Consider the following 13,056-nt stretch of genomic DNA (forward strand, 5'->3'; position numbering starts at 1 on the left):
ATTCCCTTGATAAGATTGAGAGTCGCTATCTCCTCTGGAGTGCTGAAAGTTATTGTGACCTTGTTCTGTGTGACGCAAGTTTTAGCCATAACGCAATATTTTTTATTAATCTTTTGGAATCCATCTTCCATCAATATCTTGCTTGTACCTACTTTCGTGACGTTTCCACTCATAGTAAAGCGTGCCGTCTGGGTTGTAGGCTTTGACCCATTCGATATTTCCATACTTGCTTTGAAGGGCGGATAATATTCCGCCGTTTTTGACCTGATTCTTACTGCAATTGTTCCAATATCTGACCTTGCAATTCGGGCAGTTATAGATGATTTTCTTGCCGTGGGTTGCGTTGTATTCGCAAGCCGGGCACAGACTTTTATACATGACCTTCACTGTCCTCTCGGCAGTGTCATAGGCTTTGTGTTTTCGATCCCGCTCCTTCATGTAGGCTCGGAACTCTTCGCGTGTCAGTGGTTTATTTCCGGGCATAGTTTCCTAAATTTTAAAAAGCAAGGGCGCTGAGAGGGCTTTCTGCAATGCGCCCTTGCTGCTCGAAGTAGATGTTTTGCTTGTTGGCCTTGTCATACATCGCTCGTGAGAACCTGTACTTACGACCAATGCGCGAATTGTGACCATCTACTTCGCTGCCCTCTGTAAGACCGTCACGGCGTTACCTTGAGGGCCAAGAGCTTTTCTCTTTTTTGCGGTCAGAGATTGATTTTGCTCCTGAATATGTATAAATTGAACTGTCTGTATCAAAGATTTGGGTCGCAATTTTTCATCCAGCTCATTTCGACGGTAGAGTATTTTCTCCCCGTTTGACATGGTTGTGCGGGTGTACTTCTGTATGTCGATTTGCTTGAGGTAGTAGTAGAATGTTCTGGGCGATATTCCACAGTATCGCGCAGCCTGTACGCCATTTAGGAATTCGAGCTGCTGGAGTTCCTTCATGGACATTTCGCTTCCGCGTTTGCGTTTACGTCGTTTGATAGTTTCCTGTGCCATGCTATTTTATCCTTACTATCGTGAAAGAATGATCTTCTTTACACGTTTTAGTTGAAAATTTTCTTCCGGGCCATTTTTTGAGAAATCTCTTGATCGCTTGGCGGGCGTTGGCTGCAGTATTGTCCACATTTTTGAAACTCACAGACGCATCAATGTCCAGATTCTTTAGGTAGTTCTCCCAGCTGGCTTTATGCGGAGTTCTGCAGAATGATGTTTTTTTACCCATTTTGCTTGGCTTTCAGTAGTTTTTATTATATCTTTACCCAGTTTATTGTGGTGCTTGAATGTAGTACGCATGTATCACAATGCAAATATATAGATATATCGCAATATATCCAAGTAAAAACATAGAAAAATCGCAATATTTATGGCGGATTTTTTTGATAGGCTTGATAAGTATATGGAATACAGTGGTTTAAATGATAATAAACTCACTGTACTTGCTCAGCTATCAGTAGGTGCTTTGGGAAAACAGCGTAAAGGTGGGCGTGGGTTGTCTGTCGAGAGTATTGCGAGAATTCTACATACCTGTCCCGATCTTAATGCCGAGTGGTTAATGACGGGTAATGGAGATATGTTGAAAAAGGTTTGGCGGGGAGATAAAATAATCCCCGATATGACTATGGAGCAAGTTTTGAGCCGTGATGAGAAATTAATACGGGACAATGAACGGCTCTTGGTGCGCATTGAAGAATTGGAGAAAAAATTAGGTTTGAATAACACCCCCCCCCATGTAATAGATGCTCAATTAGCTGATATATAGAGGTTTGAATTATTTAGATTATTGATATTATAAATACTTTTTTACTGTTGGTTTTGCAAAATAATTTCATATTATAGCTAACTTATAGGCTGATAGTTGGTTGTGCGGGGTGTGATAGATCGCCTTACAAGCAGAGGGTCGGGGGTTCGAATCCCTCAGCTCCCACAACTGAAAATCAGCCACTTACAGTAATGCAAGTGGCTTTTTTGTTCCGGGAGCATAGCTCAGTTGGTTTAGAGCGCCTGCTCGACAAGCAGGAGGTCAGCGGTTCAAATCCGCTTGTTCCCACCAATGAAAATCAGACAGTTGCAGAAATGCAGCTGTCTGATTTTTATGTGTGCTATTCTCGTGTATTTCAGCGTTTTTCAGCTGCCGGGTTAAGCCGGAAGTCAAACCGGGAAACTACTTGGCGACAACTGTGCGCATTCTGTGCTGCAAGTCAAAAATGCTTGCAAACGGAGCAGATCTGTTGATGACTCGGTGGTCAATGCGTTGGTTGTGGATGGCGAAGCCGTCTTGGAAAATGGAAATCGGTGAGGCGGGAAGGGGCGATCTGTTTTCCTCGGGTTGTCCCGGGAAAATAGCTATTCCGGGGTTTATGAGGCAGAAAAGATGGCAAAGGCGTTGTACCGAGCGGGAGCCGGTGCCTTATGCCATTCGAGACGCCTAAAACAACCCGATCTATCTCCTTCCCGGACTTTTATTCCGGCATAGTTGCAAATCTCATTTTTTTGATTTAAATTTATATGCGGAATAATACATAGTACTTAATAAATCCGGGTTCGTTTGCCGTCGATCGGTTGTCGTGCGATTGCAGCGGCCCGGAATGTTTTTATGGCGAGTGGATGGTTCCTGATTTATAATAGTATTGTGTAATATACCCGATTGCGTCACGATCTCACTGTAATAGCCTATGAAATTCATATCGGTACGAAGTACGTTGATATTTATCGTTTGTGCAGGTATCGCGATCTCTTCCCCGGCGCAATCCGGGGCAGCCCTGCCCTTGCCGCCGGATTCGGTTCGGGAGAGGGTTGCGAGCCGGACTCAGATTCAGCTCCGCCTGACGCTCGACAAGGCGATCTATTCGGCGCAAAACCATTCGATCGCCGCGATGGTCGCCAAATATACGTTTCTCTCCTCGTACTGGTCGTTCCGCTCCTACCAGGCGAGCCGGCTTCCGTCGCTCAACCTGAGCGGCGAGGTGCTGAGTTTCGACCGTTCGCTGCGCCTGTTGCAGGATTACGACACCGGAGAGATGCGTTATCTGGAGAACTACAACCTGCAAAACACACTGGGACTCGCCATCCAGCAGAATATCACCCTGACGGGCGGCACCCTCAGGCTCTATTCGTCGCTCAACCGCCTCGACCAGTTCGCCCCCAAGGAATCGAAATCCTATTATTCGCAGCCTATCACGCTTTCCTATACCCAGCCGCTCTTTGCCTACAACAGCTTCAGGTGGAACAAGAAGATCGCCCCGAAAGAGTACGAACTGGCCAAACGCACCTACATCGAAGCCATGGAGGACATCACGGTGCAGGCCGTGAGTTACTATTTCAGCTTGCTGCTGAGCAAAACCAGGCATACCATCGCCGTCAAGAACTACGGCAATACCAAATCCCTCTATTCCATCGCCGAAGAGCGGTTAATCCCTCTATTCCAGCGCCGAAGAGCGGTTGAAACTGGGGAGCATCACCAACGACGAGCTGCTCCAGTTGCAATTGCGCATGCTCAACGACAGCCTGGCGATCAACGACACGGCACTGGCCGTCCGCGAACAGCGTATGCGGTTCAACTCTTACCTGCGTTACAGCGAGAACGTCGATATAGACCCGGTGTTAGACGACCGTATCCCCGCCATCGAGGTCGACTATGCGACCGTACTGGACAAGGCCCTGGAAAATTCGTCGTTCAATGCCAGCAACCAACTGCGGACGCTCAATGCCGAGGCGGGCATCGCCAAGGCCAAGGCCGAACGGGGCGCTACGGCTACGATAAATGCCCGGTTCGGATTGTCCCAGACCGGCGAGGAGTTCCGGACGGCCTATTCGAACCTGCTCGACCAGGAGGTCATCGGACTCCAGTTTTCCATCCCGCTTTTCGACTGGGGCATGGGCAAGGGGCGCGTCCGTATGGCCAAGGCGCGGGCCGACATGGTACGCAACCAGATCGAGCAGGACGAAACCGATTACCGGCACACAATCTATACGCTCATCGAACAATTCCATAACCAGCGGAACCAGTGCGTCGTGGCCGCCCGGGCACGGGAGGTCGCTGAAAGCCGCTATGCCATCGCGATGGAGAATTTCAGGCGGGGGACGGTGTCCGTTACGGACATGAATACGGCGCAGACCGAAAAAGACCAGGCCAGCCAGACCTACGTGTCGGCACTGGCCGATTTCTGGAGCTACTATTACTCGCTGCGCCGCAAGACCCTTTACGACTTCATTTCCCACACTGATATCGGCGCCGAGTTCGACCGCCTCATTGAAGAATAACCCTTGCCATGAAACAATACTACCCCTATTTGCTTTGTGCGGTGCTCCTTGCGGGCTGCGGCAAAACGAAGAACGAAAAGACGGATGCGGCACAGGATCGCATGCAGCACCGCATCGAACGCAACGAAGTCACGGTGGATACGCTGCAAAGGCGCGACTTCATGCGGGAGCTGATCAGCAACGGACGGCTGGGAGCCTCGAAGCGCAGCACGCTCTCCTTCGAGGTTTCGGGAACCATCGCGGCGATAGCTGCGAAGAACGGTTCCCGCGTAGGCGCCGGGGAGCCGATCGCCCGCATCGACACGAGCGACTATGCCCTTCAGCTGCATAAGGCGCGGCTGGCGTTGGACAAGGCGCGGCTGGGGTTTTACGATGTGTTGGTCGGGCTGGGCTATCAGGCCGGCGACACGGTCACCCCTCCGGCCGAAGTCGTGCAGCTGGCACGCATCCGCTCGGGGTATGCCGATGCCACGGCATCGTTGCTCAGCGCCCGCCGCAGCCTGGCTCACTGTACCCTGCGGGCTCCCTTTGCGGGAAAGGTCGCCGATGTGGAACAGCAGGTCTATGAGAAATCGAAAGGCGAATTCTGCACCCTGCTGGACGACAGCCGGCTGGACGTCCGCTTCTCTGTCCTCGAATCCGAATACGGGTTGCTCCGTCCGGGGCAGGAGATCGGCGTCAGCCCGTTCGCCGACCTGCGCAAGGAGGTGAAAGGACGCATTACGGCGATCAACCCTTCGATCGATGTGCACGGACAGGTGCAGGTCGATGCCGAAGTGGTCAACGACGGCACGCTGGCCGACGGGATGAACGTCCGGGTGGCGGTGCGGCAAAAGGTGCCCGGGCAACTGGTCGTGCCGAAGAGCGCGGTGGTCATCCGCGACAATCTCGAAGTGCTGTTCCGCTACAAGGACGGCCGGGCGCAATGGACTTACGTACATACCTCGCTGGCCAACAGTCGGGAGTATGTGGTCGAAGCGAATCTGGACCGCGGAGCGGAACTCAACCCCGGCGACCTGGTGATCGTTTCGGGGAACCTGAATCTGGCCGACGGCTCGGAGGTCTCGCTCGGCGGGAAACAATAACACCGCACCCATGTTACGCAAACTCCTCGACCGGCCTATCGCCGTGACGATGATCGCCGTCGTCCTGCTCATCCTGGGCATCGTCAGCAGCCGCCTGCTGCCGGTGTCGCTCGTGCCGGATGTCGACGCGCCGTATATCACGGTGCAGATCCCCGCGCAGGGGCTTTCGGCCCGGCAGCTGGATGAAACCGTCATCACCCCGCTGCGGCAGCAACTCATCCAGTTGTCGCAGTTGACCGACCTGCGCAGCGAGGCCCGCGAAGGAAGCGGCATTATCCACCTGACCTTCGAGCAGGGCTCGGACATCGACTACCTGTTCATCGAGGTGAACGAGAAGATCGACCGTTCGACGACTTCCCTGCCCCGCGATGTGGAGCGCCCGAAGGTAATCAAGGCGAGCGTCACCGACATCCCGGCCTTCTACATCAACCTCACCGTACGGGGGGATCAACCGGCCGGGCACCGGGACGAACTGCATCCCGTATCCGACCGGTTCGCGGCGCTGAGCCGTTTTGCCTCGCAGGTCATCACCAAGCGCATCGAGCAGTTGCCCGAGGTGGCCATGGTCGACCTGAGCGGCACCGTTGCCCCGGAACTGCTGGTTATCCCCGACGAGGCGAAACTCCGCCAGGCGGGCATCACCATCGCCGCCGTCGAGGGGGCGTTGCGCCGGGCGAACGTAACCCTGGGGAGCCTTGCCATCCGGGACGGGGAATACCAGTACAACGTGAAATTCCGGTCGGCGATAAACGGAAGGAAGGATATAGAGGATATTTTTCTGAAAATCACCGGCCGGTTGTTCCGCCTCAAGGAACTGGCTGCGGTCGTCGAGCATCCCCGCAAACGGCAGGGCATGGTGTTTTCGGACGGCCGCAATGCCGTGTCGCTGGCGGTCGTCAAGCAGGCGGACGCCCGGATGTCGAAGCTCAAGGACGAGCTCGACAAGCAACTCCGGCAGTTCCGTTACGACTATCCGGACGTGGAATTCACCGTCACGCGCGACCAGACCGAACTGCTCGATTATTCGATCTCGAATCTGGTGAACAACATCATCACGGGGGCATTGCTGGCCTGCGTCATCATCTTCTTTTTCATGCGCGACATGAAGTCGCCGATGCTGGTGATCCTGACCATTCCCGTGACGCTGATTATCTCGATCCTGGTTTTCTACCTGCTGCATATCTCGATCAACATCATCTCCCTGTCGGGACTGGTGCTGGGCATCGGTATGATGGTCGACAATTCGATCATCGTCATCGACAACATCACGGCCCGCTGGATACGCGGGGAGCAGCTGGCCGGTGCCGTCACGCAGGGCACCAAGGAAGTCATGGTTCCCATGCTGTCGTCCGTGCTGACGACCTGCGCGGTATTCGTCCCGCTGATCTTCCTCAACGGCATGGCGGGGGCGCTCTTCTACGACCAGGCGATGGCCGTAGCCATCACGCTGTTCGTCGCCTACGGGGTCTCCGTCACACTGTTGCCGGTTTATTACCGCTGGTGGTACAGCCGGCAGCAGGCCTTCCGGCCTACGCCGTGGCTCGCGTTCTTCTCCTTCGACCGGATCATCGACAGGTACGACGTCATCCTGAAATGGTTTTTCCGCCGTCGCGGGCTGATGTGGGGCATTTATGTCGTCGCGGTACTGGGGCTGGCGGGACTCTTTTGGGTGATCGACAAGGAACGGCTGCCGGCGATGACTTACAGCGACATGTTAGTCCGCATCGATTGGAACGACCGCATCTCGGCCGAGGAGAACGCCCGCAGGACGGAAAACCTCGTCGCCTCGCTGGGGGATCGCATCCTTCAATCCACGGTCATGGCGGGCGTCCAGCAGTTCGTCCTTTCGCATACCGAGGAGAACGGGGTAGCCGAGGCCACGGTTTACCTCAAGTGCCATGAACCGGACGACGTGGCACCCGTTCAGGATGCCATCCGCGGCTATCTGGCGGCGAACGCCCCTGCGGCCCGCTGTTCGTTCGGCGTTTCGGGCAACGTATTCGACATGATCTTCGCCGAGCGGGAAGCCGTGCTCACCGCACGCCTGCGTTCGACGACCGGGCGCAGTGCCGACCCGGAACAGTTGCAACGGCTGCTCGGCCGCATACGGGATGCGCTGCCGGGGCAGGAAATCCCGCCGGTCGCCATGCAGGAGGACATTCTCTACATCGCACAGCCCGACCGGATGGCGTTGTACGGCGTGACCTACAACGACCTCATAGCCGCGCTGCGCAATGCGCTCAACGAGAATACGCTTTTCACGGTTACCACGGGCGACGAATCGTTGCCGGTCGTGATCGGCAACGACTTGCGCAGCCTGGACGATCTGCTCGGCAATACGTTCATCCATACCCCCGAGGCTGAAATCCCGGTCGGCATCCTGATGCGCCAGACAATGACCCGCGACCTGAAACATGTCGTGGCCGGGGCCGAGGGTAACTATTACCCGCTCGACCTCGCGCCCCGGGCCAAGGATGTCCCGGCCGTCATCGGCACGATCCGGGGCTGTGTGGCGGAGGACGGGCATTTCGAGGTGAGCTTCAGCGGCAGCTATTTTTCGAACCGCGGCATAGTGGGGCAGCTCGCCGGGGTGCTTGCCGTCGCCCTGCTGCTGCTGTTCTTCATCCTGGCCGCACAATTCGAATCGCTCGTCCAGCCATGGATCATCCTCTCGGAGATCGTCATCGACCTCTTCGGGGCACTCGTCGTCCTCTGGGCATTCGGGCAGACGCTGAACCTGATGTCGATGATCGGACTGATCGTGGTTTGCGGCATCGTGATCAACGACTCGATCCTCAAGATCGACACGATCAATACGCTGCGGCGTCAGGGCATGGGGCTCAAGCATGCCATCATGGAGGCCGGGCGGAGGCGCCTGAAAGCCATCGTCATGACCTCGCTCACGACGATCCTGGCCGTAGCGCCGTTCCTGTCGCACGGCGACATGGGCTCCGACCTGCAGCTCCCGATGTCGCTGACCATCATCAGCGGAATGATTGTGGGTACGCTGGTGAGCGTATTCTTCATCCCGCTGGCTTATTACGAGATTTACCGACCCCGCCGATGAACGTCCCGCGACCCATACCTCCGTCGCGGAGGGGCATCCCCGCATTTTCGGTGCTGCTGATCATGGCGGCGCTGGCGGTCATCGGGGCGGCCATGCTGCCCATGCTCAATATCCAGTATACGCCGTCGGAGGCCGGGCGAAGGATCGACATCTATTTCTCCTGGCCGGACGCCTCGGCGCGCCTGATCGAGCAGAGCGCCACCTCGCGTATCGAAGGCGCCATGTCGACCGTCGCGGGGTGCGAGAACGTCTCCTCCCGCTCGGCCAAGGGCTACGGCAATATCTCGGTCGCATTCCGTAAGGGAACGGACATGGAAGCCGCCCGTTTCGAAGTCGCGTCGGCGATCCGGAATCTCTATGGCAAGTTGCCGCAGGAAATTTCCTATCCCTATATTTCGCTCGCCACCTCCGGCAGCCGCGAATCCGAGACGCTGGTCTATACGATCAAGGCCGACCTGCCCTCCGAACGCATCGAAGAGTATGTGAAGGCCCACGTCTCGACCCCGCTGTCGCAGGTCGAGGGGGTCGGGCGGGTCGTGCTGTCGGGTGTCACCCCCTTCGAATGGGTCGTCACGTTCCTCCCCAAGGCAATGGAGGCCGCCGGGATCACGGCCTCGGATCTTGCCCTGGCATTCCAGAATTATTTCCGCAGCGACGTGATCGGTATGACGGCGCTCCCGCAAGCCGACGGCAGCGAGCGGAGCATCGTGCTGAAGCTCCGCAACCGTGCCGGGCTCGATTTCGGGGAGATTCCCGTCGCGCGCCGCAACGGCCGCATCTACTACCTGCGCGATTTCGCCACGGCGCGCTGGCGCGAAGCGCTCCCGACGAGCTATTTCCGCATCAACGGCCTCAATACGATCAACCTCTCGGTGGTCGGCGATCCGCACACGAATATCCTGAAGGTCGCCTCTTCGGTCAAGGCGGAGATGCAGCGCCTTCAAGCCTCCTTCCCGGCCGAACTGTCCGCGACGCTGACCTACGACGCTTCGCAGTACGTCTCGGGGGAACTGCATAAAATCTACGTCCGCGCGCTGCTCTGCGTCGCCATCCTGCTGTTGTTCGTCTATCTGGTCAGCCGGGATTTCCGCTATCTGCTGATCATCATGGCGACGCTCGTGGTCAATATCCTGGTCGCCGTGGTCTTTTACAACCTGCTCCGGCTGGATATCCATATTTATACGCTCGCCGGGATCACGGTCTCGCTGGGGATCATCATCGACACGTCGATCATCATGGTCGATCATTACAGCTACTACCGCGACCGGCGGATATTCGTTTCCATCCTCGGGGCGCTGCTGACGACGATCGGTGCGTTGGGAATCGTCTGGCTGTTGCCCGAGGAGCAGCAGGCCAACCTGACCGACTTTTCGCTGGTGATCGTCGTCAACCTGGTCGTATCCCTGCTCGTCGCACTGCTGTTCATCCCGTCGTTGCTCGATAAATTTCCGCTGGGGCGCAGCATGACGGGTGCGTCCGTGCGCCGCCGGAGGCTCGTCGTGCGGTTTTCACGCGGGTACGGGCAGTTCATCGCCTGGGGACGCAGGCACCGCTGGATCTTCGTCGTGGCGCTGGTATGGGGGTTCGGCATCCCGACGTTCCTGCTGCCCGACAAGATCGCCGAAAGCAAGGACGGGAAGCTCTCCGTATGGGCCGAAGCCTACAACGGCATCATGGGGAGCCAGGCCGTTTCCGAGCACCGTCCCGTGATCGACAAAGTCTTCGGGTCGTCGCTGCACCTGTTCCGCACCGCGACCAACCGGTACGATAATTTCCGCACGCCGGAGCAGAAACGCCTCTATGTCAGCGCGGGAATGGCCGAAGGGTGTACCGTCCAGCAGCTCAACGAGGTCGTGCGGCATATGGAAAACTACATCAGCCGTTTCGATCAGGTCGACATGTTCCGCACGCGCATCACCTCCTACGATAACGCACAGATCGAGATCACGTTCAAACCCGAATTCGAATACGGCCCGTTCCCGGCGATGCTCAAACAGGAGCTTACCTCCGCGGCGATCAACTTCGGCGGCGCGACCTGGTACATCCGGGGCATCGACGACAACACGTTCAACAACAACGTCGTCAACAACTACCGTTCGAACCAGTTCCGGCTCAAAGGCTACAATTACGACCAGCTCTCGGCCTATGCCGACGCGCTGATCGATACCCTGTCCCGGAACCGCCGCGTCTCCAATCCCGAGATCATGGACGGCAACGCATGGTCGCTGCCCCACAACGAATTCAACATCCGCTACGACGACGAACGAATCGCCGCCGCGGGGCTCGACGTGGCCGATTATTACGGGATGCTCAGTACGATGCTTTTCAGATCGCGGCTGTCGCCGGTTTACAATGGCGAGGAACTCCAGCAGGTCGTGCTCGAATCGGGTGACCGCGACCGTTTCGACCGCTGGCATGTGGCCAATGCCCAGGTACGCATCGACTCGCGGCAGACGAAACTCGCGGCGGTCGGATCCATCGAAAAACAGCGCACGGGCGTCTCCATCAGCCGCGACAGGCAGTCGTATCAGATATTGGTCGGGTACGATTTCATCGGGTCGTACGAACTTGGGAGGCGGCTGATCGAACGTACCGTCAAGCAATTCAACGAGGAGATTCTGCCCATCGGTTTTCGGGTCGATTCGCCGTCGTCCGGGTTCTGGCAGGAGGAGAAACAACTGCAGGTGTGGCTCATACTGCTGGTCGTCGCGATAATATATACCATGTGCGCCGTCATCTTCGAATCCCTGCGCAAACCCGTCGTCATCATCCTGATGATCCCCGTCTCGTTCATCGGGGTGTTCCTCACGTTCGGCTGGTCGGATTTCGTCTTCGACCAGGGCGGGTTCGCCGCTTTCGTCCTGCTGTGCGGTATTGTGGTCAACGCCGGCATCTACCTGATCAACGAGCAGAACAACTGGGCCGATGTTTCGCACCAGCATGGGATCCGGCTCTACCTGAAGGCGTATAACCACAAGATCATTCCCATCATGCTCACCATCCTGTCGACCGTGCTGGGCCTGGTGCCGTTCCTGTACGACGGCCCGGAGGAGGTTTTCTGGTTCGCATTCGCCATGGCCGCCATCAGCGGGACGTTGTTCTCGATCGTGGCCCTGGTCGTCTATCTGCCGGTTTTCCTGCCGATGCGGCGTAAAACCTGCAACCTGCCATGACGCGGTGCCCACATCCGCTCCTGCGTTATCCGCTGGCGTTTCTGTTCGTGGTCGCCGCCTGGTTCCTGCTGGTTCCTGCGCTCGACATGCCCGTGCAGGAGTTGCAGGGGAATGTCCTCCTGTCGCTACGGGCGACCGCGGCCCTGACAGCCCTGGCGGCCTGTTACTATCTGTGCTACCTGCCCCGCCTGTATGTGAACCGTACGGATATGTATGCGATCTTGTTCCTGGGCTGGGTTACGGCAGGCAGGTTCCTGTGGCCCGGGTTGGCTTCGGCGGTCAGGTATGACGAGTTGCTGCAGGCCGCGATGCTCTACGCCGCCTTGCGGATCATCTTTACGGCCGAGCGGCGGACAATGACACTCCTGCTCATGCTTTTATGCGTACTGGGCATTTATGAAGCATGGGTCGGCATCCGTCAGATCTACGGGTTCGCGCAGTCCAACCACGGGCTGTTCAGAATAACCGGCACGCTTTTCAACCCGGGCCCGTATGCGGGGTTCATCGCCCCCGTATTCGTGTGTGCCGCGGCCTGTGTCGCCAGATACCGGTTTGCCGAACGGGCGTTGCGAACGTGGGGCTCGCTGCGGCGCCTGCGTGCCGGAGTCCTGCTGTGGGGCGTGGCGCCTTACCTGCTCGGCTGGGTTGCGGCGCTGATGACGGTCGTCGTCCTTCCGGCGTCGATGAGCAGGGCCGCGCTGGTCGCCGCCGCCGTGGGCTGCGGGGCCTTGGCATTCCGCGTGTGGAATGTCCGGGGACGCTTCCGGTACGTTTACCGTGCGCATCCGTTGCGCGTGGGGGTACTTTCGGGGCTGGCTGTGCTGCTCCTCGCGGGCATCGGGGCCGGGGCATACCATATCAAGCGCCCTTCGGCCGAGGGACGCCTGCTGATGTGGAAGATCGACACGCGGATCATGCTCCGCCATCCGCTCTGCGGGGGCGGGATCGGAAATTTCGCAGGCGCGTTCGGCGAAGAACAGGCACGTTACTTCGCCTCGGAAGAGCGTCCGAAAGCCGAAACTCAGGTCGCCGGATGCCCCGAGGCGGGATTCAACGAATTCCTGCAGACCGGGGCGGAAACTGGGGCAGTAGGCCTTGTGTTGCTGTTGCTGATAACGGGAAGCGCAATCGTGAGCCAGCTCAGGCGCGGGGCGCCCTTCGGTTACGGGCTGCTGGCAGCGGCAGTTTTCGCCTGCTTCTCCTATCCGTGGGGCGTGTTGCCATTGCGGCTGCTGTTCGTCGTATTGCTTGCCGGGACGTGCTCGAAACGGGTTGTCCCGATCCCCGGGCGGGGGCATGTCGTCGTGTTGCTGGCACTTGCGGGATGTCTCGTATGCTGGACGGGATTGTACAGCCGCTATGCCCGTCGTGTGGAAGCCCGGCGGCAATGGAGCGAGATCCGCATCTGGCCGAATTCCGGACGGTACGACTACCTGGTCGAAGACGGGCCCCGTTACCACGACGCTCT

8 protein-coding genes, 1 tRNA gene and 1 pseudogene (1 of these 10 only partly in view) are annotated in these 13,056 nt (G+C 57.5%); 8 read left to right on the top strand and 2 right to left on the bottom strand.

What is annotated here, in order from left to right; genetic code table 11:
• Positions 1 to 105: 105 nt before the first annotated feature.
• Positions 106 to 483, bottom strand: coding sequence for a hypothetical protein (locus QVP03_RS01345; protein WP_022331881.1), 378 nt, complete (start codon positions 481 to 483; stop codon positions 106 to 108).
• Between the two features lie 147 nt (positions 484 to 630).
• Positions 631 to 999, bottom strand: a complete 369-nt coding sequence (locus tag QVP03_RS01350) for a DNA-binding protein (RefSeq protein WP_022331882.1) — start codon at positions 997 to 999, stop codon at positions 631 to 633.
• A gap of 367 nt (positions 1,000 to 1,366) precedes the next feature.
• Between QVP03_RS01350 and QVP03_RS01355 the strand changes: the two genes are divergently transcribed.
• The 8 genes and pseudogenes from QVP03_RS01355 to QVP03_RS01385 form a co-directional block, all read left to right on the top strand.
• Entirely contained in the window at positions 1,367 to 1,762 is a 396-nt protein-coding gene (locus tag QVP03_RS01355) for a hypothetical protein (RefSeq protein ID WP_130065656.1), read from the top strand.
• 213 nt (positions 1,763 to 1,975) lie between these two features.
• Positions 1,976 to 2,053, top strand: a tRNA-Val gene (locus QVP03_RS01360).
• A 967-nt stretch (positions 2,054 to 3,020) separates the two neighbouring features.
• Positions 3,021 to 3,398 (top strand): annotated as a pseudogene (locus QVP03_RS13745) (TolC family protein); the annotation flags it as partial.
• Between the two features lie 43 nt (positions 3,399 to 3,441).
• A complete protein-coding gene (locus QVP03_RS01365; protein WP_022331885.1) occupies positions 3,442 to 4,263 on the top strand; it encodes a TolC family protein in 822 nt (273 codons plus the stop codon).
• A gap of 8 nt (positions 4,264 to 4,271) precedes the next feature.
• Complete coding sequence (locus QVP03_RS01370) at positions 4,272 to 5,348, top strand: efflux RND transporter periplasmic adaptor subunit (RefSeq protein ID WP_022331886.1); 1,077 nt, start codon at positions 4,272 to 4,274, stop codon at positions 5,346 to 5,348.
• Between the two features lie 10 nt (positions 5,349 to 5,358).
• Positions 5,359 to 8,415: an efflux RND transporter permease subunit gene (locus QVP03_RS01375; protein ID WP_022331887.1), complete on the top strand. Its 3,057-nt coding sequence runs from the start codon at positions 5,359 to 5,361 to the stop codon at positions 8,413 to 8,415.
• Positions 8,412 to 11,588 carry an efflux RND transporter permease subunit gene (locus QVP03_RS01380; protein WP_022331888.1) on the top strand — a complete coding sequence of 1,059 codons (3,177 nt, stop codon included), beginning with the start codon at positions 8,412 to 8,414 and terminating at the stop codon, positions 11,586 to 11,588. The genes QVP03_RS01375 and QVP03_RS01380 overlap by 4 nt, the downstream gene beginning before the upstream one ends.
• Positions 11,585 to 13,056 carry the 5' portion of an O-antigen ligase family protein gene (locus QVP03_RS01385; protein ID WP_022331889.1) on the top strand. 91 nt of this gene lie beyond the right edge of the window, so only the first 1,472 of its 1,563 coding nucleotides appear in the window; its start codon is at positions 11,585 to 11,587; the stop codon falls past the right edge of the window. Before QVP03_RS01380 ends, QVP03_RS01385 begins: the two co-directional genes overlap by 4 nt.

This window comes from Alistipes sp. CAG:29 (assembly GCF_000435435.1).
GTDB lineage: Bacteria > Bacteroidota > Bacteroidia > Bacteroidales > Rikenellaceae > Alistipes > Alistipes onderdonkii.